The sequence below is a fragment of the Pseudomonas cyclaminis genome (genome assembly GCF_015163715.1).
Lineage (GTDB): Bacteria > Pseudomonadota > Gammaproteobacteria > Pseudomonadales > Pseudomonadaceae > Aquipseudomonas > Aquipseudomonas cyclaminis.
The window spans coordinates 1-22,677 of the sequence record NZ_JADDUM010000142.1 but is presented as its reverse complement, the minus strand read 5'-3'; the positions used below and the strand labels follow the sequence as shown (position 1 = coordinate 22,677).

The following is a 22,677-nucleotide window of genomic DNA, read 5'->3' as shown; positions in this document are numbered from 1 at the left end:
ATGAAATTGCCGATTTACCTTGATTACTCAGCGACCACCCCGGTTGATCCGCGTGTCGCGCAAAAGATGAGTGAATGCCTGCTGGTTGACGGAAACTTCGGCAACCCGGCTTCCCGTTCCCACGTATTCGGCTGGAAAGCCGAGGAAGCGGTCGAGAACGCTCGTCGCCAGGTCGCTGACCTGGTTGGCGCAGACCCGCGCGAAATCGTCTGGACCTCCGGTGCCACCGAGTCCGACAACCTGGCAATCAAGGGCGCGGCGCATTTCTATGCGACCAAAGGCAAGCACCTGATCACCACCAAGATTGAGCACAAGGCTGTCCTCGACACCATGCGCCAGCTGGAGCGTGAAGGTTTCGAGGTTACCTACCTCGAGCCAACCACCGACGGTATCGTCACCCCGGCCATGATCGAAGCCGCGCTGCGTGAAGACACCATCCTGGTTTCCGTGATCCACGTGAACAACGAAATCGGCACCATCAACGACATCGCAGCCATCGGCGAACTGACCCGCTCCAAGGGCATTCTGCTGCATGTCGATGCGGCCCAGTCCACCGGCAAGGTCGACATCGACCTGTCCAAGCTGAAAGTCGACCTCATGTCGTTCTCGGCCCACAAGACCTACGGCCCTAAAGGCATTGGTGCCCTCTACGTAAGCCGCAAGCCGCGCGTACGTATCGAAGCCACCATGCACGGCGGCGGTCACGAGCGCGGCATGCGTTCGGGCACCCTGGCGACCCACCAGATCGTCGGCATGGGCGAAGCCTTCCGCGTAGCCAAGGAAGACATGGCTGCCGAAAACGTACGCATCAAGGCCCTGAGCGATCGCTTCTACAAGCAGGTCGAGAACCTTGAAGAGCTGTACATCAACGGCAGCATGACCGCCCGCGTACCGCACAACCTGAATTTGAGCTTCAACTACGTCGAAGGCGAGTCGCTGATCATGGCGCTCAAGGACCTGGCGGTTTCGTCCGGTTCGGCCTGCACCTCGGCTTCGCTTGAGCCTTCGTACGTACTGCGCGCCCTGGGCCGCAACGACGAGCTGGCACACAGCTCGATCCGCTTTACCTTCGGCCGCTTCACCACTGAAGAGCAAGTCGACTATGCCGCGCAGAAAGTCTGCGAAGCTGTCAACAAGCTGCGCGTTCTGTCGCCGCTGTGGGACATGTTCAAAGACGGTGTCGATATTTCCAAGATCGAGTGGGCGGCACACTAAATATAGAAGCCGCCACCCAAGCTCTGTAGGAACGTGGCGGTAAACGCAGGCGTTTTTACAGGGTTCCAGAGCGGCCCTGATGAGTGAGGATTCAGTACCATGGCTTACAGCGAAAAGGTCATCGACCACTACGAAAACCCGCGCAACGTCGGCAAGATGAACGCGGAAGACCCTGATGTCGGCACCGGCATGGTCGGCGCCCCGGCGTGCGGCGATGTAATGCGCCTGCAGATCAAGGTCAACGAGGCTGGCGTTATCGAAGACGCCAAGTTCAAGACTTACGGCTGCGGTTCGGCCATCGCCTCCAGCTCCCTGGCGACCGAATGGATGAAAGGCAAGACCCTGGATGAGGCTGTGACTATCAGCAACACCCAGCTGGCCGAAGAACTGGCCCTGCCGCCAGTGAAAATCCACTGCTCCGTACTCGCTGAAGACGCCATCAAGGCGGCCGTTCGCGACTACAAGCAGAAGAAAGGCTTGATCTAAGCATTTGGCGACGAGTAAGGAGTCAACGATGGCTATCAGCATGACAGAAGCGGCAGCGCAGCACATTCGCCGCTCCCTGAATGGGCGCGGTAAAGGTGAGGGGATTCGTCTGGGTGTTCGCACCACGGGCTGTTCCGGCCTTGCCTACGTGCTGGAGTTTGTCGACGAGGTGGTTGAGGAAGACCAGGTGTTCGAAAGTCACGGCGAGAAAGTGATCATCGACCCTAAAAGCCTGACCTACCTGGACGGCACCGAACTCGATTTCGTCAAGGAAGGGTTGAACGAAGGTTTCAAGTTCAACAACCCCAACGTACGCGGTGAGTGTGGCTGCGGCGAAAGCTTCAACATCTGAGGCTACTCGTGGGTACTCCTTGTCATTTCGCTTTATTCGAGCTGCAGCCGAGTTTTCGGCTGGACCTTGAGCAGCTTGCCACGCGCTATCGAGAGTTGGCGCGTGGGGTGCACCCGGACCGCTTCGCTGACGCTTCCGAGCGTGAGCAACGCCAGGCCCTGGAACAGTCGGCCAGCCTCAATGAGGCCTATCAGACGCTGAAAAACCCACCCAAGCGCGCGCGTTACCTGCTTGCGATGAACGGTGGCGAGTTGCCGATTGAAGTCACGGTGCATGATCCTGACTTTCTGATGCAGCAGATGCAGTGGCGTGAAGAGCTCGAAGAACTGCACGACGAAGCCGATGTGGCCGGTGTCGCCGTCTTCAAGCGTCGTCTGAAAGTGGCCCAGGATGAGCTCAATGAAAGCTTCGCAGCCTGTTGGGATGATGCTGCGCAACGCGAGCAGGCCGAACGCCTGATGCGGCGCATGCAGTTCCTCGACAAGCTCACCTACGAAGTGCGCCAGCTAGAAGAGCGCCTCGACGATTAACCCAGTGCTGCCCGTGATGCACGCCTGATAGACAGATAAGACCTGATTACCATGGCACTACTGCAAATCGCCGAACCCGGCCAAAGCCCTCAGCCGCACCAGCGCCGCCTGGCGGTGGGGATTGACCTGGGCACCACCAATTCCCTGGTTGCTGCCTTGCGCAGCGGCCTGTCCGAACCGCTGCCCGACGCTGATGGCCAAGTCATCCTGCCCTCGGCCGTGCGCTATCACGCTGATCGCACCGAAGTCGGTGAGTCGGCCAAGCTCGCGGCGTCTACCGATCCGCTGAACACCGTGCTGTCGGTCAAGCGCTTGATGGGTCGTGGATTGTCCGACGTCAAGCAGCTCGGCGACCAGTTGCCGTACCGCTTTGTCGGTGGCGAATCGCACATGCCGTTCATCGACACCGTCCAGGGCCCAAAAAGCCCGGTGGAAGTTTCTGCCGATATCCTTAAGGTGCTGCGCCAGCGTGCAGAAACCACCTTGGGTGGCGAACTGGTTGGCGCAGTGATCACGGTTCCCGCCTATTTCGACGACGCGCAGCGCCAAGCCACCAAGGATGCGGCAAAACTCGCCGGTCTCAACGTGCTGCGCCTGCTCAACGAGCCGACTGCTGCGGCTGTGGCCTACGGGCTGGATCAGCACGCCGAAGGCCTGGTCGCCATTTACGATTTGGGCGGCGGCACGTTTGATATTTCGATCCTGCGCCTGACCGGCGGTGTGTTCGAAGTACTGGCCACCGGTGGCGACAGTGCCCTGGGCGGCGATGACTTTGACCACGCCATCGCGGGCTGGATCATCACCAGCGCCGGTTTGTCGGCTGACCTGGACCCGGGCGCGCAGCGTAACCTGCTGCAAACTGCCTGTGCGGCCAAGGAAGCATTGACTGACGCTGCTTCTGTCGAGGTTTCCTACGGTAACTGGTCGGCCCAACTGACTCGCGAAGCCTTCGATTCGTTGATCGAGCCGATGGTTGCTCGCAGCCTCAAGGCCTGTCGCCGCGCCGTGCGTGATTCCGGTATCGAGCTGGAAGAGGTTGGTGCAGTGGTTATGGTCGGCGGTTCGACGCGTGTACCGCGTGTTCGTGACGCCGTGGCTGAAGCCTTTGGTCGCCAACCGCTGACCGAAATCGACCCGGATCAAGTGGTCGCCATCGGCGCCGCGATCCAGGCCGATACCCTGGCCGGCAACAAGCGCGAGGGTGGCGAACTGCTGCTCCTCGACGTGATTCCGTTGTCGCTGGGCCTGGAGACCATGGGTGGCCTGATGGAGAAGGTGATTCCACGTAACACCACCATCCCCGTCGCCCGCGCCCAGGATTTCACTACTTACAAAGACGGCCAGACGGCCATGATGATTCATGTGCTGCAAGGTGAGCGCGAGCTGATCAGCGACTGCCGCTCCCTGGCGCGCTTTGAATTGCGTGGCATCCCGGCCATGGTTGCCGGGGCTGCGAAGATTCGCGTGACCTTCCAGGTTGACGCCGACGGCCTGCTCAGTGTTGCTGCCCGTGAACTGGGTTCGGGGGTTGAAGCCAGTATCCAGGTCAAGCCGTCCTATGGCCTCACCGACGGCGAAATCGCGAAAATGCTCAAGGACTCGTTCCAGTACGCCGGTGACGACAAGGTCGCCCGTGTGCTGCGCGAGCAGCAAGTGGACGCCCAGCGCCTGCTTGAAGCGGTGCAGGGCGCCCTTGATGCCGATGGCGAGCGCCTGCTTGACGCCGAAGAGCGCATGGTCATCGACCTGCAGATGCAGGAGCTGGCTGAACTGATGAAAGGCAACGATGGTTACGCCATCGAGCAACAGACCAAGCGCTTGTCGCAGGTGACTGATGCCTTTGCCGCCCGCCGCATGGATCAGACGGTGAAAGCCGCACTGGCCGGGCGCAACCTGAATGAAATCGAGGAATAATTAATGCCGCAGGTCATTTTTCTGCCACACGCCGAGCATTGCCCGGACGGTATGGTTGTTGAGGCTGAGACCGGCAAGTCCATCCTCGAAGTTGCCCATGACAACCACATTGAGATCGAGAGTGCCTGCGGCGGTGTCTGCGCTTGCACCACTTGTCACTGCATCATTCGCGAGGGGTTCAACTCGCTTGAAGAGGCTGACGAGCTGGAAGAAGACTTTCTCGATCGCGCCTGGGGTCTGGAGGCGACTTCGCGTCTAAGCTGTCAGGCCAAGGTCGGCACTGAAGACATTACCGTCGAAATCCCGAAATATTCGCTTAACCATGCGGCCGAAGCGCCGCACTGATGGTGACACTGTCATGAGCTATGGTTGGAATGATGTACAACGCATCGCTGAAGAGTTGGCCGAAGCCAAGCCGGACGTGAATCCGTTGACCGTTAATTTTGTCGATCTGCAGCACTGGATCATGGAGCTTCCCGATTTCGACAGTACCTCTGGCCGTTGTGGCGAGAAGGTTCTGGAGGCTGTCCAACAGCTCTGGATCGAAGAAATCGACTGATCGACCTTGCAGGTTAGGCAATACCCCTGAACCCGCGTATAATTCGCGGGTTTAATTTTTCGTAAATTACCGTTTCTGGAGTTACACCATGGCTGTTCAACGTACTTTCTCCATCATCAAGCCTGACGCTGTTGCAAAAAACGTCATCGGCGAGATCACCACTCGTTTCGAAAAAGCCGGCCTGAAGGTTGTAGCTTCGAAACTCAAGCAACTGTCCAAGGCTGAAGCTGAAGGCTTCTACGCTGAGCACAGCGCTCGTGGCTTCTTCGGCGACCTGGTTGCCTTCATGATCTCCGGTCCTGTTGTTGTTCAGGTTCTGGAAGGCGAAAACGCTATCGCTCTGAACCGTGAGCTGATGGGCGCTACCAACCCTAAAGAAGCTGCTGCCGGCACCATCCGTGCTGACTTCGCTGAATCCATCGACGCCAACGCTGTACACGGCTCGGACTCCGAAGCTGCCGCCGCTCGCGAAATCTCGTACTTTTTCGCTGCTACTGAAGTAACCGCTCGCTAAGCATTGGCTTAAAGAGTGAGGGTGAATCCATGACTACATCGACTGTTAAAACCAACCTGCTGGGTCTGACCCAGCCGGAAATGGAGAAATTCTTCGACTCAATCGGGGAGAAGCGCTTCCGTGCCGGTCAGGTAATGAAATGGATTCACCACTTTGGTGTCGACGATTTCGACGCCATGACGAACGTCAGCAAGGCCTTGCGCGACAAGCTCAAGACCATTGCTGAGGTCCGTGGTCCCGAAGTGGTCAGCGAGGACATCTCCACCGACGGTACCCGTAAATGGGTAGTGCGCGTGGCGTCCGGCAGCTGCGTCGAGACCGTGTACATCCCCCAGGGCAAACGTGGCACCTTGTGCGTTTCGTCCCAGGCAGGCTGTGCCCTGGATTGCAGTTTCTGCTCCACCGGCAAGCAAGGCTTCAATAGCAACCTCACCGCCGCCGAAGTCATCGGCCAGGTGTGGATTGCCAACAAATCCTTTGGCAGCGTCCCGGCGACAGTCGACCGTGCCATCACCAACGTGGTGATGATGGGCATGGGTGAGCCGCTGCTGAACTTCGACAATGTGATTGCGGCCATGCACCTGATGATGGACGACCTGGGCTACGGCATTTCCAAGCGCCGCGTGACCCTGTCGACCTCCGGCGTGGTACCGATGATCGATGAGCTGGCCAAGCACATCGACGTCTCCCTGGCGTTGTCGCTGCACGCACCCAATGACGCATTGCGTAACCAATTGGTGCCGATCAACAAGAAGTATCCGCTTAAGATGCTGCTCGAATCGTGCCAGCGTTACATGGCGACCTTGGGCGAGAAGCGCGTGTTGACCATTGAGTACACCATGCTCAAGGACATCAACGACAAGGTCGAGCATGCGGTCGAGATGATCGAGTTGCTCAAGAACACCCCGTGCAAGATCAACCTGATCCCGTTTAACCCGTTTCCCCATTCTGGCTACGAGCGGCCGAGCAACAACGCCATTCGTCGTTTCCAGGATCAACTGCACCAGGCCGGCTACAACGTCACCGTACGCACCACCCGTGGTGAAGACATCGACGCCGCCTGTGGCCAATTGGTAGGACAGGTGCTGGATCGCACCCGTCGCAGCGAACGTTATATCGCCGTGCGTGAACTGAATGCCGCCGACGAGATGCCGCAAATCGCTGTGAATCGAATCTGAGAGAGGATCTCTATGCCCTTGCGCCTCGCGCTGCTTCTGCTTGTTACTGGCCTTGGGGCCGGTTGTGTTTCATCGGGCCATGAGAGTCCTTTGCAAACCGGTAAAGGCCGTGAGGAGGCGCAAGTTGCCTATGTGCAATTGGGCTTGGGTTACCTGCGGCAGGGCATGAGCGAGCAGGCCAAGGTGCCGTTGAAAAAGGCCCTTGAGCTGGACAGCAACGATGCCGATGCCACTGCCGCACTGGCCTTGGTGTTCCAGGCCCAGGCCGAGCCTGAGCTGGCCGACCAGTATTTCAAAAAGGCGCTGGCTTCCCGTCCTGCCGATCCTCGGCTGCTGAACAATTACGGCAGCTTCCTGTTCGAACAGAAACGTTATGACCAGGCTTCCCGTTATTTCCAGCAAGCATCTGCCGACACCCTCTACCCAGAGCGTTCGCGGGTGTTCGAGAACCTCGGGGTGACCTCAATGCGTCTTGGCCAGCGTGACAGCGCTCGTCAGCAATTGGAAAAAGCCATCCACCTGAACGGTCGCCTGCCACGGGCATTGCTCGAAATGGCTGAGTTGTCTTACGAAGACAGGCATTATGTGCTAGCACGTGACTATTACGAGCGTTTTAGCCTGCTCAGCGGGCAAAATGCACGTAGTCTATTGCTCGGTGTGCGCCTGGCGACGGTTCATGACGAACGCGACACGGCCGCACATTTTGGCCAGCAACTCGAACGACTCTATCCCGTACGCCGGAATATCAGCAATACCTGTCGGAGCAATGATGAAAGCGGCGCACCCGGAAGTTGTAGCAGCTAATCGCGTAAACCCAGGCGACACCTTGCGTCAGGCCCGCGAAAGCAATGGTTGGTCGCTGGCGGAAGTGGCCCTCAAGCTCAATTTGACCACCACGTCCCTGGGCAATCTGGAAGCCGGCGCGTTCGATAAGTTGCCTGGGCACACGTTCGCCCGCGGCTATATCCGCGCCTACGCCAAATTGCTGGGCATCGACCAGACCGTTCTGGTCCAGGAGTTCGACCAGTTCACGGGCACCGACTCCCAGGGCAGCAATGTTCATGGCCTGGGTCGTATCGAAGAGCCGGTGCGCGTTTCCCATACCATTTTGCGAATTGTCAGCCTGTTGCTGCTGATTGCGGTGATCGGTGGCGGGTTTGTCTGGTGGCAAGACCAGACCTCCCAGCGCAGCAAGGACCTGACCAGCAACGCCATGGAGCACGTCGAAGTCGAAAGCGCCGACGGCACCACCCAGATCCATCCGTTGGACGAGCCGGAAGACCAGGCTGTTGCCGAGGGCCAGGCCACGTCTGAAGCCCCGCTCCCGACCGAGCAGCCGACACCGCAAACCGCTCCTGCGGCAACTGCCGCTGTGCCGGCTCCTGTAGCGCCGGCGACCCCGGCAGTGCCAACTGCCCAGGCCCATGCGCCGGTCGTGCCTGCGCCAGCGACTCCCGCACCAGCCGCCCCGGCTGCGCCCGCTATTTCGCCGCCTACCACCCCGGCATTGATCGCCGGTGACGGGCGCGTACAAGTGACCTTCATTGCCGACTGCTGGACGCAAGTCACCGATGGCAATGGCAAAGTGTTGTTCAGCGGTCTGAAGCGTAAGGGAGATACGCTTGACCAGGGCGGCAAGCCTCCTCTGACGCTGCGTCTGGGCTTCGCCCGTGGCGCGCAAGTGGCCTACAACGGCCAGCCTGTGGACGTGGCGCCGTTCACCAGTGGCGAGACAGCTCGCATCAAGTTGGGACAATAGTCATGCACGGCGAATCTCCAATCAAACGTCGCGTATCGCGCAAGATCTGGGTCGGCTCGGTGCCGGTGGGCGGCGACGCCCCCATCGCAGTACAGAGTATGACCAATAGCGACACCAATGATGTGGCCGCCACCGTGGCCCAGATCAACCGCCTGGAAGCTGCCGGCGTGGACATCGTGCGGGTTTCGGTACCGGACATGGACGCCGCAGAGGCTTTCGGCCGCATCAAGCAGTTGGTCAAGGTGCCGCTGGTTGCCGACATTCACTTCGACTACAAGATCGCGTTGCGCGTGGCCGAACTGGGTGTGGACTGCCTGCGTATCAACCCGGGCAACATTGGTCGTGAAGACCGTGTGCGCGCCGTGGTGGACGCTGCCCGTGATCGTGGCATTCCGATCCGCATCGGCGTCAACGCCGGCTCCCTGGAAAAAGACCTGCAAAAGAAATACGGCGAGCCGACTCCGGCGGCGCTCGTCGAGTCGGCACTGCGCCATGTTGAGCACCTTGAGCGCCTGAATTTCCAGGACTTCAAGGTCAGCGTAAAGGCCTCCGACGTGTTCATGGCGGTGGAAGCCTACCGCCTGCTGGCCAAGGAAATCGTGCAGCCGTTGCACCTGGGTATCACCGAAGCTGGCGGTTTGCGCTCAGGCACAGTGAAATCTGCGGTGGGTCTCGGTATGCTGCTCGCCGAAGGGATTGGCGATACTATCCGCATCTCGTTGGCGGCAGACCCTGTAGAGGAAGTGAAAGTCGGCTACGACATTCTCAAATCCCTGCGTTTGCGTTCCCGTGGCATCAACTTCATTGCCTGCCCGAGCTGCTCGCGGCAGAACTTCGACGTGGTGAAAACCATGAACGACCTGGAGTTGCGCCTTGAAGACCTGCTGGTACCGCTGGATGTCGCAGTGATTGGCTGTGTGGTCAATGGGCCAGGTGAAGCCAAGGAGGCCCATGTGGGCTTGACCGGTGGCACACCGAACCTGATCTACATCGACGGCAAGCCGGCGCAGAAGTTAACGAATGACAATCTGGTGGATGAGCTCGAAAGACTGATCCGCGAGAAAGCGGCCGAAAAGGTCGCAGCTGACGCAGCGCTGATCGCTCGCGGCTGATTGAACGAATTTAAGGATTTGATGTGAGCAAGTCTCTGCAAGCCATTCGTGGCATGAACGACATCCTGCCGGAGCAGACGCCTCTGTGGCGCTATTTCGAGAATACTGTCGCGCGCCTGCTGGATAACTACGGTTACAAGCAGATCCGCATGCCGATCGTCGAGTTCACCGAGCTGTTCAAGCGCTCCATCGGTGAAGTGACCGATATCGTCGAAAAAGAGATGTACACCTTTGAAGACCGCAACGGCGACTCCCTGACCCTGCGTCCGGAAGGCACTGCCGCGTGCGTGCGCGCCGTGCTTGAGCACGGGCTCACCGGTGCAGGCCAGCCGCAGAAGCTGTGGTACATCGGCCCGATGTTCCGCCACGAGCGTCCACAGAAAGGCCGTTATCGTCAGTTTCACCAGATCGGCCTTGAAGTGTTCAACATTGATGGCCCGGATATCGACGCCGAGTTGATCGTACTCACCTGGCGCCTGTGGGGCCTGCTGGGCATCCGCGACGCGGTCAAGCTTGAGCTCAACAGCCTGGGCACCAGTGAGTCCCGTGGCCGCTACAAAGTGGCCTTGGTCGAGTACCTCTCGGCTCATCTGGACAAGTTGGACGAAGACAGCCAGCGCCGTCTGAAAACCAACCCGCTGCGCGTCCTGGATACCAAGAACGCCGACACCCAGGCCGTGCTGGTCAATGCGCCGAAAATGGCCGACTACCTGGACGACGAATCGCGCATTCACTTCGAAGGCCTCAAGGCGCGTCTGGATGCGGCCGGTATTCCGTTCGTGATCAACACCAAGCTGGTACGTGGCCTCGATTACTACAGCAAGACCGTATTCGAATGGGTCACCGACAAGCTCGGCGCCCAGGGCACCGTGTGTGCCGGTGGTCGCTACGATGGCCTGGTCGAGCAGATGGGCGGCAAGCCGACCAGCGGTGTGGGGTTTGCCATGGGCATCGAGCGGCTGATCTTGCTGCTGGAAACCCTGGAACAAGTCCCGCAAGAAATTTCCCGTCAGGTGGACGTGTACCTGTGCGCCTTTGGCGAGGCAGCCGAACTGGCGGCCCTGGCCCTGAGCGAAAAAGTACGCGATCAACTGCCGAACCTGCGCCTGCAGGTCAATGCCGGCGCTGGCAGCTTCAAGAGCCAGTTCAAGAAGGCCGACAAGAGCGGTGCGCTGTATGCACTGATCCTTGGCGATGACGAACTGGCCCAGCAAGTGATAGGTTTCAAACCCCTGCGTGGCCAGGGCGAGCAACAGAACATTGCCTTTGATGCGCTCGCTGCGCACTTGGCCACCTGCGTCGTGCAGGGTTGAAGCTGTCGAACAGCCGAATTTAGCGATTAAGGAGTATTGGGGTGTCGAGTACTGATGATGAGCAACTGGCCGAGTTCAAGGACTGGTGGCAGCGTAACGGCAAGCCCCTGGTTACTGGCGGTCTGCTGGCTTTAGTGGTGGTGTTCGGCTGGCAAGCCTGGACCAAGTATCAGGCCAACCAATCCCAAGGCGCCTCGATCGTTTATCAGCAATTGCTGGAAACCACCCTGACGCCAAGCGGCAAGCCTGACCCTGCGCAGGTCGCAGACCTGGCCGGCAAGCTGAAAAACGAATTCGGCGGCAGCACCTACGCCCAATACGGCAGTCTGTTTGTCGCGAAAGTCGCGGTCGACACCGGCAAGTTGGATGATGCAGCCGCCGAGCTGAAAGCAATCGCCGACAAACCGACCAACCCGACCCTGGGTGAAATCGCACGTCAGCGCCTGGCTCAGGTATTGGCGGCACAGAACAAGGCTGACGAAGCACTCAAACTGCTCGACGGCGATGCGGACAAGGCATTTGTAGCCACTCGCGAAGAGCTCAAGGGCGACCTGTTGGTCCAATTGGGTCGTACCGACGAAGCCAATGCTGCGTACAAGAAAGCCAAGGCGGCGCTGTCTGATGAAGCGGCGGTCGGTGGCTTACAAATCAAGCTCGACGACTTGGCCAAAGGGGATGCGTGACGTGATCCGTTGGAAACATGCAGCATTGCTGGCTCTGGCCGTTCTGGCCGCGGGTTGCAGCAGCAACAGTAAGAAAGAACTGCCTCCGGCCGAGCTGACCAGCTTCAAGGAAGAAGTCGTTCTGCAAAAGCAGTGGAGCCGTTCCATTGGTGACGGTCAGGGCGAAACCTACAACATGCTGGTGCCGGCAATCGACGGTGACAACATTGTGGCCGCTGACGTGACGGGCGTAGTGATCTCCATGGATCGCATGAACGGTGACGTGAAGTGGAAGAAAGACCTCGAATTGCCCGTGTCCGGCGCCGTAGGCGTGGGTTACGGCCTGGTGATGGTCGGCACGCTGAAAGGCGAAGTGGTTGCCCTGGATTCCAGCACCGGTGAAGAGAAATGGCGCGCTCGCGTGACCAGTGAAGTCCTCGCACCGCCTGCCACCAACGGCGACATCGTCGTGGTGCAGACCCAGGATGACCGTGTCATCGGTCTGGATGCCGCTACCGGCAACCAGCGTTGGTTGTACGACAGCACGCCAGCAGTGCTGACCCTGCGCGGTACCAGTGGTCCGGTTGTGACCAACAATCTGGCCGTCGCAGGCCTGTCGACCGGTAAAGTGGTCGCCCTGGACACCCAGAACGGCGTGCCGGCCTGGGAAACCCGTGTGGCCATCCCGCAAGGTCGTTCCGAGCTTGATCGTGTAGTGGACATCGACGGTGGCTTGCTGCTGTCGGGTGAAACCCTCTACGTCGCCACCTACCAGGGCCGCGTTGCTGCGCTGGACCTGCAGAGCGGCCGTGTTAACTGGCAGCGTGATGCTTCCAGCTATGCCGGTGTCGCCCAAGGGTTTGGCAGCGTCTACGTCAGCCTGGCATCCGGCACCGTTGAAAGTGTCGATGAGCGTTCCACCACCGCGTTGTGGAGCAACGACTCCCTGGCTCGCCGTCAGCTGTCGGCACCGGAAGTGTTCTCCAGCTACGTAGCGGTCGGCGACTTCGAAGGCTACCTGCACCTGCTGAGCCAGGTGGACGGTCGCTTTGTAGGTCGTGAACGTATCGACAGCGACGGCCTGCGTGCGCGTCCGCTGGTCGTGGGTAACATGCTTTATGTGTATGGCAACAGCGGCAAGCTGGAAGCCCTGACCATCAAGTAAGAACTATGCTTGGGGTAACACCCAGGCGGCCCCGCTTCGGCGGGGCATGCGGCATCTGACGATGCTGCCCCGAGCACCAGCCGCTGCCCTGCAGCGGCTTTTGTATTTTCTGAAATAACGAAGTGGAGAGCCGCATGGTTCCCGTAATTGCCCTGGTGGGCCGACCTAACGTCGGCAAGTCCACCTTGTTCAACCGCCTGACCAGGACTCGCGACGCCATTGTCGGCGACTTGTCCGGTCTGACCCGTGATCGCCAATACGGTGAGGCAAAGTGGCAAGGGCGCTCCTACATTATTGTCGACACCGGTGGTATCTCCGGTGATGAGCATGGCATGGACGAAAAAATGGCCGAGCAGTCGCTGCTGGCCATTGAAGAAGCCGATGTCGTGTTGTTCCTGGTGGACGCCCGCGCGGGCTACACCGCCGCCGACCAGATGATTGGCGAGCACCTGCGCAAGCGCAACAAGCGTTCCTACCTGGTCGCGAACAAGATCGATAACATCGATCCTGAGGCGGCCCGTGCCGAATTCAGCCCGATGGGCCTGGGCGATGCGATCCCGGTCGCCGGCGCCCACGGTCGCGGCATCACCCAGATGCTGGAAATCGCCCTCAGCACCTTTCCTAAGGATGACGCTGAGGAAGAGGAAGGTGAAGAAGAGATCGTTGCCGAAGGTGAGGAAGCCAAGCGCATTCCTGGCCCGAGCGAAAAAGACGGTATCAAGATCGCCATCATCGGTCGCCCTAACGTCGGCAAGTCGACCCTGGTCAACCGTATGCTCGGTGAAGACCGTGTAATCGTCTACGACGAACCCGGCACCACCCGCGACAGTATCTACATCCCGTTCGAGCGTAACGACGAGAAGTACACGCTGATCGACACCGCTGGTGTGCGCAAGCGCGGCAAGATCCACGAGGAAGTTGAAAAGTTCTCCGTGGTCAAAACCCTGCAAGCGATCAAAGACGCCAACGTGGTGATCTTCGTGATGGACGCCCGCGAAGGCGTGGTGGATCACGACCTCAACCTGCTGGGCTTTGCCCTGGAAGCGGGTCGGGCACTGGTGATCGCGATCAACAAGTGGGACGGCATGACGCCGAGCGAGCGCGATTTCGTGAAAATCGAGCTGCAACGTCGCCTGTTCTTCGTTGAGTTCGCCGATATCCACTTTATCTCGGCACTGCACGGCACCGGCGTGGGCAACCTCTACGCGTCCGTACAGAACTCGTTCAAATCCGCGGTCACCCGCTGGCCGACCAACCGCCTCACCCAGATCCTGGAAGACGCGGTGGGCGAGCACGCGCCGCCGATGGTCAACAACCGCCGGATCAAACTGCGTTACGCCCACTTGGGTGGTGCCAACCCGCCGATTATCGTGATCCACGGTAACCAGATCGAGAAGGTGCCCAAGTCCTACGTGCGTTACCTGGAAAACACCTACCGCCGTGTCTTGAAACTGGTCGGTACGCCGATCCGTATCGAGTTCAAGGGTGGCGAGAACCCATACGAAGGCAACAAGAACACACTGACGGACCGTCAGGTGAACAAGAAGCGTCGTTTGATGACTCACCACAAGAAGGCCGACAAGAAGCGCAGGGATAAGAAGTAGCAGCTTTGAGTTGTAAGCTACAAGCTGCAAGCTAAAGCAGGTTTGCTCGCGGCTTGCAGCTTACAGCTTGAAGCTCAAACCGCCAGGTACGAAAAGGGCTCTGAATGAGCCCTTTTTCGTGCCTGGCGGTTTGGCCCTTGACCTGCTTGCAGCTTGCAGCTTAAAACTTGTAGCTCACCCGAAGGGGGCTCCCATGATCACCAGCAAGCTGCCGAATGTCGGCACCACCATCTTCACGACCATGTCACAACTCGCAGCCGAAACCGGCGCGCTCAACCTGTCCCAGGGCTTTCCCGATTTCAATGGCCCCCAGGCGTTGCTCGATGCGGTGGGCAAGCACGTAGCCAGCGGGCACAACCAATATTCCCCGATGACCGGCCTGCCAGCCCTGCGCCAGCAAGTGTCGGCCAAGATCGCCCGCAGCTACGGCGCCACGGTTGACCCTGACAGCGAAGTGACCATCACCCCAGGCGCCACGGCGGCAATCTTCTGCGCGATCCAGGCGGTGATTCGTAGTGGTGACGAAGTCATCGTGTTCGACCCCAGCTACGACAGCTACGAGCCCTCGGTGGAGCTGGCCGGTGGTCGCTGCGTGCATGTGCAACTGAGCCTGCAAGGCTTTGCGCTGGACTTCGAGAAGATCAAGGCCGCGTTGTCGCCGCGTACGCGCATGATCATCCTCAACACCCCACACAACCCCACCGGCGCCCTGATCAGCCGCGCCGAGCTGGACCAGTTGGCCGAATTGATCCGCGACCGCGATATCTACCTGGTCAGCGACGAGGTCTACGAGCATCTGGTCTTCGACGGCGTCTCCCACGTCAGTGTGCTGGCCCACGAAGAGCTGTATCAACGTGCGTTCGTGGTCAGCTCTTTTGGCAAGACCTACCACGTGACCGGCTGGAAAACCGGCTATGTGGTCGCGCCACCGGCCCTGACGGCCGAGCTGCGTAAGGTGCACCAGTACGTCAACTTTTGCGGCGTGACGCCATTGCAGTTCGCGCTGGCGGATTTCATGGCCGACCACCCGGAGCATGTCGACGAATTGCCCGCGTTCTATCAGGCCAAGCGCGACCTGTTTTGCGACTTGCTGGAACCGTCGCGATTCAGTTTTACCCGGGTGACCGGCACCTACTTCCAACTGGTGGATTACTCACAAATTCGCCCGGACCTGGATGATGTCGCCATGTCCCTGTGGATGACCCGCGAACACGGCGTCGCGACCATCCCGGTCTCGGTGTTCTACCAGACCCCACCCCAAGGCCAGCGCCTGGTGCGCCTGTGCTTTGCCAAACGCGAGGAGACGCTGCGTCAAGCAGCTGAAAAACTATGCGTGATCTGAGTGCGCTGCCAAACCTGACGCTCGCCCTGGTCCAGACCACCCTCGCGTGGCACGACCGTCAGGCCAACCTCGAACACTTCGACCTGCTGCTGGAGCAAGCCAGGGGCGCCGACCTGATCGTACTGCCGGAGATGTTCACCACCGGATTCTCCATGGCGTCGGCCACCCTCGCTGAACCGGAAAACGGTCCTACCCATCGATGGCTCCAAGCCCAGGCGGTCAAATACAACGCCGTGATCACCGGCAGTGTGATCATCCAGGCCGCCGACGGCAGCCACCGCAACCGCCTGCTGTGGGCGCGTCCCGATGGGGAAGTGCTGCATTACGACAAGCGCCACCTGTTCCGTATGGCCGGCGAGCACGATCACTACACCCCTGGCGATCGGCAGGTGCAGTTTGAATTGAAGGGCTGGCGTATCCGGCCGCTGATTTGCTACGACCTGCGCTTTCCGGTGTGGAGCCGCGATGCCCAGGATACGGACCTGCTGTTGTACACCGCGAACTGGCCGGGGGCGCGGCGTCAGCATTGGAACCGTTTACTGCCAGCGCGTGCCATCGAAAACCTGTGCTACGTGGCGGCAGTGAATCGGGTGGGTACGGACGGTAAGGGCTTTGCCTACACCGGGGACAGCCAGGTGCTGGATTTCCAGGGAGAAACCCTGCTCAGCGCTGGAGAGGCGGACGGGGTGTTTCAGGTCTGCCTGGACGCGGCTGAACTGGCGGCGTATCGCACTCGGTTTCCGGCGAACCTGGATGCCGATAGCTTTCAGTTTGTCTGACAGGCCGCTATCGGGGGCAAGCCCCCTCCCACAGGGAAACGCATTCCAAATGTGGGAGGGGCTTGCCCCCGATGAGGACCTCACAGACACCGCAAATATAAAGCCCAGCAAAAAGGCCCCTGAGTTCTCACCCAGAGGCCTTTTGCATTTCAGCGGTGTTGTGTTAGGCCGCCTTCGCTTCCAACTGACTCAGCGAGCGGTTCAGCGCGCTGAACACGGCTTTGAAGCTGGCAGTGGTGATGTTTTCGTCAATGCCCACGCCATGCACCGGACGCTCGCCGTTCACACGCAATTCAATGTAGGCAGCAGCCTTGGCATTGGTACCAGCGCCAATCGCGTGTTCGTTGTAGTCCATGATCTCCACCTTGATCGGCAAGGCGGCGACCAGGGCTTCCAGGGTGCCATAGCCCTTACCGTGCCAGCGCAGGTTGGTTTCGCCCTGGCCTTTGCCCGAGACTTCCACTTCCACCGAGCTGTTGCCGTTCTCTTCCTGCAGGCGATGGCTGACCAGCGCGTACGGAGTGTTGGCCTGCAGGTACTCGCGTTGCAGCAAGGCGTAGATCTGCGGGGCGGTCATCTCCAGGCCCACGCGGTCGGTTTCGGCCTGGACCACCTGGCTGAACTCGATCTGCATGCGGCGTGGCAGGCTGATGTCGTATTCCTGCTCCAGCAGGTAGGCGATGCCGCCTTTGCCCGACTGGCTGTTCACGCGGATCACCGCCTCGTAGCTGCGGCCAATGTCGGCCGGATCGATCGGCAAGTACGGCACTTCCCACAGCGCATCGTCTTTCTGCTGGGTGAAGCCCTTGCGGATCGCATCCTGGTGGGAGCCAGAGAACGCCGTGTGAACCAGGTCACCCACGTAGGGGTGACGTGGGTGCACCTGGATCTGGTTGCATTCTTCGACGACCTTGCGCACGCCGTCGATATCGGAGAAGTCCAGCTGCGGGTCGAGGCCCTGGGTGTACATGTTCAAGGCCACGGTGACCAGGTCGACGTTACCGGTACGCTCGCCGTTGCCGAACAGGCAGCCTTCGACACGGTCGGCGCCAGCCATCAGGCCCAGCTCGGTAGCGGCCACGCCGGTGCCACGGTCGTTGTGGGTGTGCAGGCTGATGATCACGCTGTCACGGCGGTTGATATGGCGACGAACCACTCGATCTGGTCGGCATAGATGTTCGGCGTGGCGCATTCCACGGTGGCCGGCAGGTTGAGGATCATCTTGTGCTCAGGCGTCGGGTTCCACACCTCGATCACGGCGTCACAGACTTCCTTGGCGAATTCCAGCTCAGTGGCGCTGAAGGTCTCCGGGGAGTACTCGAAGGTCCACTGGGTTTCCGGCTGCTGGGCAGCGTATTTGACGAACAGCTTCGCCGCGTTGACCGCGATGGCCTTGATACCGTCCTTGTCCTGGTTGAACACGATACGGCGGAAGGACGGCGAGGTGGCGTTGTACAAATGCACGATGGCTTTCTTGGCGCCGCGCAGGGATTCGAAGGTGCGTGCGATCAAGTCTTCACGGCCCTGGGTCAGCACCTGGATGGTGGTGTCCTCGGGGATGTGGTTGTCTTCGATCAGTGTTCGTACGAAGTCAAAGTCGGTTTGCGATGCGGCGGGGAACGACGCTTCGATTTCCTTCACGCCCACGGCGACCAGGGTCTTCCAGAAGCGCAGTTTTTTCACCGCGTCCATCGGTTCGATCAGCGACTGGTTGCCGTCACGCAGGTCGGAGCTGCACCAGATCGGCGCTTCGGTGATGGTCTTCGACGGCCAGGTGCGGTCCGGGATATCGATGGTCGGAAACGCGCGGTACTTCGAAGACGGGTCTTTGAGCATGCTCATCGGGAAATCCTTTGTTGTAGGGGCCGAGAAAAGGCGGCCTGCCGTGGAACTGTTTTTGGGGATAAAGCGTAGAGACGAGGCAGATCGATTCAGCCTGGCAGTCGTGCGCTGACGAGGCACAGGCTGCGGTGCTGGCGAAGCTGAATGAGGGTGTGAGAGGTTTTCATAAGCTCAACCCTAACCGCCGGGGTGAAAGATGGCAAGCAGTCGAAAAAAATTGAGAGAAGTTCTGCTATTTGCGTAGGAATCGAGATTTTATGCTTGGGAAATTGGCAAGCGCTGAATTTAATTGCGCGTGCTTTGCAGCGCGCGCAATCGAGTTATTCAGGGCTGGAACGCGCCGATAAAGATCGCCGGGTCCACCCGTGCATCGTTGAGGCTGACGTTCCAGTGCATATGTGGCCCGGTGGCGCGGCCCGTCGCGCCGACCTTGCCTACCACCGTCCCGCGCACCAGTTGCTGGCCGACTTTCACGTCGATCTTCGACATATGACAGAACATGCTGATAAAGCCCTGGCCGTGGTCGACGAACACCGTGTTGCCATTGAAGAAGTAGTTGCCGACCAGGATCACCTTGCCGTTCGCCGGCGTCTTGATCGGCGTACCGGCCGGCACGGCGAAGTCCAGGCCCGAATGCGGGTTGCGTTCTTCACCGTTGAAGAAGCGACGCACGCCGAACTTGCTCGACAGCGGCCCGTTCACCGGTTTATCCAGCACCAGGTTGCTCGGCAGGTTGGGGCTGAAGCTGCGGTAGGCCTTGAGTTGCACGGCCAGTTCGCCTTCGATGCGCTTGAGCTGGGCCGGGTCGGGGTTGACCTGGCTTTTGTTCTTCAGGGTGATGCGTTGTTCCGGGTATTTCTTGTAGCCGACGATAAACGGCAGGCTGCGGCTACCGCTGCTGATGCGCTCGTTGCCCGGCTTGACGCTCAGCGGGATGCCGACAATCGCCAGCCAGTTGTCCTGTTCCTTGACCACCAGCACCGGCTTGCCTTGATAGGTCGCTTTCGGTGCTGTGGCCGAAGGGCCCATTTCGACCACGGCCACGCCACCCGGCACCGGTTTGTTTAATGTACGGCTGATATAACTATCGGCGTGGGCATTAAAGGCAAGGCACAGCAGCATCAACAAGCTAAAGAGACGAGGCATCAATCAATCCAATAACGAAAGGGTGACGGGTGTCAGGTGGTTGTCTTCCACCCGCACTTGCAATTGGCCTTCACCGAGACGCGCAGTGAGGCGTTGGCCGGTGTGGGTTTGCGCCGCGTTGCGAATGGCCTGGCCGCGCTCATCCAGCAGGATGCTGTAGCCACGGGCCAAGGTCGCCAGCGGGCTGACCACCTGCAACGTCTGCACCTGGCTTTGCAGTTGCAGGCGACGGGCCTTCAGGCCTTCGCGCATGGCGCGGGGGAGGCGTTCGGCGAGGCTGTCCAGGCGCTGGCGCAGTAGGGCCAGTTGACGGCCGGGGTGCTGGCCGGCAAGGCGGGTTTCCAGGCGGATCAGGCGCTCGCGCCGGGTGTTGAGGCTGCGTTCGAATGCGCGGCGCAGGCGCATGTCCAGGTCATCCAGGCGCTGGGCCTGCTGGCGCAGACGTTCGCCGGGGTGGCGCAGGCGACGGGCCATGCCTTCGAGGCGCAGGCGATCGTGGGTCAGGCGATTGCGCATCAGCATCACCAGGCGCCGATGCAGGTTCTCGACCTGGCGCACCAGATGGCTGGCGTCCGGTGCCAGCAACTCGGCGGCGCAGACGGCGTAGGCGCACGCACGTCCGCCACGAAGTCGCTGATGGACACGTCGGTTTCATGGCCGACGGCGCTGACGATGGGCGTGACGCACGCATCCACTGCGCGGGCGACGGCTTCTTCGTTGAAGCACCAGAGGTCTTCCAGGGAGCCGCCGCCACGGGCCAGGATCAGTGCGTCAAAACCGCGGGCGTCGGCGAGTTTCAGCGCCCGCACAATCTGCGCGATCGCTTCACGACCTTGTACGGCGGTGGGGATCAAGGTCAGCTCAATGTTCGGCGCCCGGCGGCGGAACACGCTGATGATGTCGCGGATCACCGCGCCGGTGGGCGAGCTGATAATGCCAATGCGTCGAGGATGGGCCGGCAGCGGCACTTTGCGCTCGGCGCTGAACAGGCCTTCGGCGCTGAGCTTTTCCTTCAGGGCATCGAACGCCAGGCGCAGCGCGCCATCACCGGCCGGCTCCACCGTGTCGAGGATCAACTGGTAGTCGCCACGGCCCTCGAACAGCGAGACCTTGCCGCGCACCTTCACCGCCAGGCCATCCTTCAGCGCCTGGCGCACCCGTGCGGCATTGTTGCGGAACAAGGCACAACGCACCTGGGCGCCGCTGTCCTTGAGGGTGAAATACACATGGCCGGATGCCGGGCGGGCGAGGTTGGAAATCTCGCCTTCGACCCAGATATTGGTGAACACGTCTTCCAGCAACACCCGCGCACGGCCGTTGAGTTGGCTGACAGTCAGGACTTCGCGGTCCAGGCCCAGGCGGGCAAAGGGGTCTTTAATCATGGGCGGCAGTTTATAGGCATTCGTGCAAGGTTTGACAGAACTGCTCCACCAACCGGCTCGGCGCCTGCGGGCAGGCCAGGGCCACGGTGCTCAGGCAATCCGGGTCAGCCAGGGCTAAAAAGTGCACATTGGCGGGGGCGATGTCCTGCATGGATTTTGGTAACAGGGCAATACCGAAGCCGGCCTGGATCAACTGTAGCTGAGTGGTCTTACGTGATATGACCCGCGCAGCCTTGGGGAAAAATCCGGCGCGCATGCAGAGTTCGGCTGACAGATAACTCAGTCCACCACGTTGTGGATGGGGGATCGAGATAAACGCTTCATCCTTGAGCTGCTCCAGGCCGACGGGCTCGTTGCTACTTGCCAGTCGGTGATTCGGCGGCACCGCCAGCAGCAATTGCTCCTTATATAAAGGTTCCACACGGACCCCTTCACGCTGGCGCAGCACCGGCAGCCGTAACAGGCCGACGTCCAGGCGACCGTCGGCGATCTGCTCCAGTTGCGCTTCCGAGGACAGTTTGACGATGTCCATCGAAACGCCGGGGCAGCGCTCCAGCCACGTGCTGATGCCCTGCAATAAAACGCCGCTCATCGGCACGGTGCTCGAATGGCTCAGGCGCAGGGTGCCGAGTTGGCCGTTGCCGACCTGGGTCGCGGTTTCACTGGCCTTGAGCAGCTCGCTCAGCAGGTTGCGTGCCCTTGGGTAGAACGCTTCACCGGCCGCGGTCAGGCGTGGCTGGCGCGCAGTGCGTTCGAACAACGGCGTTTGCAGCTGGTTTTCCAGCTCCTTGATCTGTCGGCTCAGGGCCGATTGCGCAACGAACAGGCGTTCGGCGGCGGCGCTGAAGCTGCCACTGTCGGCAATTTCGACGAAGTAGCGCAGTTGGCGAGTGGAAATCACGCGTCATGCCTTTTCGAGATGGGTAGAGGGCTTTGACGATATTAGTCGCAACCCTCGCCAATGGCTAAAGTGTTGACTGTCTCTTTCAAGGAATACGCCATGAGCCCGGTTGAGCTGATGAGCCAGTGGTCGTTTAGCGGTGTGGAGTGGCTGGTGATCGGCCTGGGCGTCGTCATGGCGTACATCGTGTTTGGCATTGCCGGCTTCGGTACGGCGCTGGTGGCGGGGCCGATCCTGATTCTGTTTATGCCGCTGTCGAAGATCATCCCGTTGCTGGTACTGCTGGATTTTGTCGCGGCCTTTGGCGGCCTGCTGCAAACACGGCGGGACGTGAACAAGGCGGAACTGCTGCGACTGCTGCCGTGCATGGCCGTTGGCTGCACGCTCGGCGTGGTGTTTTTGCTCAACTTGCATTCGGACCTGTTGCTGTTGCTGATGGGCCTGTTTATCAGTGCCTACGCGATTTACAGCCTGTCAGTGAAAGCCCGTCCCACCCAGCTCGCCAAAGGCTGGTCGATTCCCATGGGTACCGTCGGCGGCCTGTTTGGCGCGCTGTTTGGCAGTGGTGGCTTTTTATATGCGATCTACCTGAACAGCCGTTTGCCCAAAGACGCGGCGCGGGCGACGCAAAGTGCGCTGATCAGTTGCAGCACCGTGGTGCGCCTGAGCCTGTTCCTGGTTGCCGGGGTGTATGCGGATGTGCCGCTGTTGCTGTTGGCGTTGTGCCTGCTGCCGGCGATGGGCCTTGGGCTGTGGTTTGGGCGCAGGCTGACGATGCGCATGTCCCGTGAGGCGTTTGTGCGGTTGGTGACGTGGCTGGTGCTGGCCAGCGGCATTGCATTGATTGGGCGCTACTTGAGTACTTGACCTGGTTTTTTCAGGGATTAAGCTGCCAGCCTTTAGGGCCTCTTCGGGGGCAAGC

The 22,677-nt window shown here is 60.2% G+C and carries 20 protein-coding genes and 3 pseudogenes; 19 read left to right on the top strand and 4 right to left on the bottom strand.

Features of this window, described 5'->3' with window-relative positions:
• From IQK56_RS18030 to IQK56_RS17945, 18 genes and pseudogenes are all read left to right on the top strand, one after another.
• Positions 1-1,215, top strand: coding sequence for an IscS subfamily cysteine desulfurase (locus tag IQK56_RS18030; RefSeq protein ID WP_078738990.1), 1,215 nt, complete (start codon positions 1-3; stop codon positions 1,213-1,215).
• Positions 1,216-1,314: 99 nt separating this feature from the next.
• Positions 1,315-1,701: a Fe-S cluster assembly scaffold IscU gene (iscU, locus tag IQK56_RS18025; protein ID WP_003209682.1), complete on the top strand. Its 387-nt coding sequence runs from the start codon at positions 1,315-1,317 to the stop codon at positions 1,699-1,701.
• 28 nt (positions 1,702-1,729) lie between these two features.
• Complete coding sequence (iscA, locus tag IQK56_RS18020; RefSeq protein ID WP_003209680.1) at positions 1,730-2,053, top strand: iron-sulfur cluster assembly protein IscA; 324 nt, start codon at positions 1,730-1,732, stop codon at positions 2,051-2,053.
• Between the two features lie 8 nt (positions 2,054-2,061).
• Positions 2,062-2,583: a co-chaperone HscB gene (hscB, locus tag IQK56_RS18015; protein ID WP_099585619.1), complete on the top strand. Its 522-nt coding sequence runs from the start codon at positions 2,062-2,064 to the stop codon at positions 2,581-2,583.
• A gap of 51 nt (positions 2,584-2,634) precedes the next feature.
• The gene (gene hscA, locus IQK56_RS18010; protein ID WP_193862070.1) at positions 2,635-4,497 is read left to right on the top strand and encodes a Fe-S protein assembly chaperone HscA; all 1,863 of its coding nucleotides are present in this window, start codon (positions 2,635-2,637) and stop codon (positions 4,495-4,497) included.
• A 3-nt stretch (positions 4,498-4,500) separates the two neighbouring features.
• Entirely contained in the window at positions 4,501-4,842 is a 342-nt protein-coding gene (fdx, locus tag IQK56_RS18005) for an ISC system 2Fe-2S type ferredoxin (RefSeq protein ID WP_003175958.1), read from the top strand.
• 13 nt (positions 4,843-4,855) lie between these two features.
• Complete coding sequence (gene iscX, locus IQK56_RS18000) at positions 4,856-5,056, top strand: Fe-S cluster assembly protein IscX (RefSeq protein ID WP_193862069.1); 201 nt, start codon at positions 4,856-4,858, stop codon at positions 5,054-5,056.
• 88 nt (positions 5,057-5,144) lie between these two features.
• The gene (ndk, locus tag IQK56_RS17995; protein WP_003175956.1) at positions 5,145-5,570 is read left to right on the top strand and encodes a nucleoside-diphosphate kinase; all 426 of its coding nucleotides are present in this window, start codon (positions 5,145-5,147) and stop codon (positions 5,568-5,570) included.
• A 29-nt stretch (positions 5,571-5,599) separates the two neighbouring features.
• Positions 5,600-6,748, top strand: a complete 1,149-nt coding sequence (gene rlmN, locus IQK56_RS17990) for a dual-specificity RNA methyltransferase RlmN (protein ID WP_099585616.1) — start codon at positions 5,600-5,602, stop codon at positions 6,746-6,748.
• A 12-nt stretch (positions 6,749-6,760) separates the two neighbouring features.
• Positions 6,761-7,518: pseudogene (gene pilW / locus IQK56_RS17985) on the top strand (type IV pilus biogenesis/stability protein PilW).
• A complete protein-coding gene (locus IQK56_RS17980; RefSeq protein WP_193901772.1) occupies positions 7,518-8,507 on the top strand; it encodes a RodZ domain-containing protein in 990 nt (329 codons plus the stop codon). Before pilW ends, IQK56_RS17980 begins: the two are co-directional and overlap by 1 nt.
• A gap of 2 nt (positions 8,508-8,509) precedes the next feature.
• A complete protein-coding gene (gene ispG, locus IQK56_RS17975; RefSeq protein ID WP_099585613.1) occupies positions 8,510-9,619 on the top strand; it encodes a flavodoxin-dependent (E)-4-hydroxy-3-methylbut-2-enyl-diphosphate synthase in 1,110 nt (369 codons plus the stop codon).
• Positions 9,620-9,642: 23 nt separating this feature from the next.
• Positions 9,643-10,932 carry a histidine--tRNA ligase gene (hisS, locus tag IQK56_RS17970; protein WP_150761352.1) on the top strand — a complete coding sequence of 430 codons (1,290 nt, stop codon included), beginning with the start codon at positions 9,643-9,645 and terminating at the stop codon, positions 10,930-10,932.
• A gap of 41 nt (positions 10,933-10,973) precedes the next feature.
• Positions 10,974-11,615, top strand: a complete 642-nt coding sequence (locus IQK56_RS17965; RefSeq protein ID WP_122308838.1) for a YfgM family protein — start codon at positions 10,974-10,976, stop codon at positions 11,613-11,615.
• Entirely contained in the window at positions 11,608-12,759 is a 1,152-nt protein-coding gene (gene bamB / locus IQK56_RS17960) for an outer membrane protein assembly factor BamB (RefSeq protein ID WP_099585610.1), read from the top strand. The genes IQK56_RS17965 and bamB overlap by 8 nt, the downstream gene beginning before the upstream one ends.
• A 134-nt stretch (positions 12,760-12,893) precedes the next feature.
• Positions 12,894-14,363 (top strand): ribosome biogenesis GTPase Der, encoded by a 1,470-nt coding sequence (gene der, locus IQK56_RS17955; protein WP_112196675.1) that lies wholly within the window; start codon positions 12,894-12,896, stop codon positions 14,361-14,363.
• A 193-nt stretch (positions 14,364-14,556) separates the two neighbouring features.
• The gene (locus IQK56_RS17950) at positions 14,557-15,705 is read left to right on the top strand and encodes a pyridoxal phosphate-dependent aminotransferase (RefSeq protein WP_150677287.1); all 1,149 of its coding nucleotides are present in this window, start codon (positions 14,557-14,559) and stop codon (positions 15,703-15,705) included.
• The gene (locus tag IQK56_RS17945; RefSeq protein ID WP_193901771.1) at positions 15,693-16,484 is read left to right on the top strand and encodes an amidohydrolase; all 792 of its coding nucleotides are present in this window, start codon (positions 15,693-15,695) and stop codon (positions 16,482-16,484) included. Before IQK56_RS17950 ends, IQK56_RS17945 begins: the two co-directional genes overlap by 13 nt.
• Positions 16,485-16,647: 163 nt before the next feature.
• Here the strand turns inward: IQK56_RS17945 and leuA are convergent.
• The 4 genes and pseudogenes from leuA to IQK56_RS17925 all read right to left on the bottom strand — a co-directional run bounded on the left by leuA (position 16,648) and on the right by IQK56_RS17925 (position 21,755).
• Positions 16,648-18,326 (bottom strand): annotated as a pseudogene (leuA, locus tag IQK56_RS17940) (2-isopropylmalate synthase).
• A gap of 324 nt (positions 18,327-18,650) precedes the next feature.
• On the bottom strand, positions 18,651-19,472 hold the full coding sequence (locus IQK56_RS17935; RefSeq protein WP_193901770.1) for a M23 family metallopeptidase: 822 nt from the start codon (positions 19,470-19,472) through the stop codon (positions 18,651-18,653).
• Positions 19,473-19,475: 3 nt separating this feature from the next.
• Positions 19,476-20,854 (bottom strand): annotated as a pseudogene (xseA, locus tag IQK56_RS17930) (exodeoxyribonuclease VII large subunit).
• Between the two features lie 10 nt (positions 20,855-20,864).
• Positions 20,865-21,755, bottom strand: coding sequence for a LysR substrate-binding domain-containing protein (locus IQK56_RS17925; RefSeq protein WP_193901769.1), 891 nt, complete (start codon positions 21,753-21,755; stop codon positions 20,865-20,867).
• A gap of 99 nt (positions 21,756-21,854) precedes the next feature.
• Between IQK56_RS17925 and IQK56_RS17920 the strand changes: the two genes are divergently transcribed.
• Positions 21,855-22,622: a sulfite exporter TauE/SafE family protein gene (locus IQK56_RS17920; protein WP_122308826.1), complete on the top strand. Its 768-nt coding sequence runs from the start codon at positions 21,855-21,857 to the stop codon at positions 22,620-22,622.
• Positions 22,623-22,677 lie beyond the last annotated feature (55 nt).

Coding starts and splice junctions, on each gene's coding strand:
- ispG (WP_099585613.1), top strand. CDS start 8,510: ATGCACGGCGAATCTCCAATCAAACGTCGCGTATCGCGCAAGATCTGG.
- iscA (WP_003209680.1), top strand. CDS start 1,730: ATGGCTATCAGCATGACAGAAGCGGCAGCGCAGCACATTCGCCGCTCC.
- IQK56_RS17920 (WP_122308826.1), top strand. CDS start 21,855: ATGAGCCCGGTTGAGCTGATGAGCCAGTGGTCGTTTAGCGGTGTGGAG.
- IQK56_RS18030 (WP_078738990.1), top strand. CDS start 1: ATGAAATTGCCGATTTACCTTGATTACTCAGCGACCACCCCGGTTGAT.
- bamB (WP_099585610.1), top strand. CDS start 11,608: ATGCGTGACGTGATCCGTTGGAAACATGCAGCATTGCTGGCTCTGGCC.
- IQK56_RS17935 (WP_193901770.1), bottom strand. CDS start 19,472: ATGCCTCGTCTCTTTAGCTTGTTGATGCTGCTGTGCCTTGCCTTTAAT.
- IQK56_RS17980 (WP_193901772.1), top strand. CDS start 7,518: ATGAAAGCGGCGCACCCGGAAGTTGTAGCAGCTAATCGCGTAAACCCA.
- hscA (WP_193862070.1), top strand. CDS start 2,635: ATGGCACTACTGCAAATCGCCGAACCCGGCCAAAGCCCTCAGCCGCAC.
- ndk (WP_003175956.1), top strand. CDS start 5,145: ATGGCTGTTCAACGTACTTTCTCCATCATCAAGCCTGACGCTGTTGCA.
- rlmN (WP_099585616.1), top strand. CDS start 5,600: ATGACTACATCGACTGTTAAAACCAACCTGCTGGGTCTGACCCAGCCG.
- iscU (WP_003209682.1), top strand. CDS start 1,315: ATGGCTTACAGCGAAAAGGTCATCGACCACTACGAAAACCCGCGCAAC.
- der (WP_112196675.1), top strand. CDS start 12,894: ATGGTTCCCGTAATTGCCCTGGTGGGCCGACCTAACGTCGGCAAGTCC.
- iscX (WP_193862069.1), top strand. CDS start 4,856: ATGAGCTATGGTTGGAATGATGTACAACGCATCGCTGAAGAGTTGGCC.
- IQK56_RS17945 (WP_193901771.1), top strand. CDS start 15,693: ATGCGTGATCTGAGTGCGCTGCCAAACCTGACGCTCGCCCTGGTCCAG.
- IQK56_RS17950 (WP_150677287.1), top strand. CDS start 14,557: ATGATCACCAGCAAGCTGCCGAATGTCGGCACCACCATCTTCACGACC.
- fdx (WP_003175958.1), top strand. CDS start 4,501: ATGCCGCAGGTCATTTTTCTGCCACACGCCGAGCATTGCCCGGACGGT.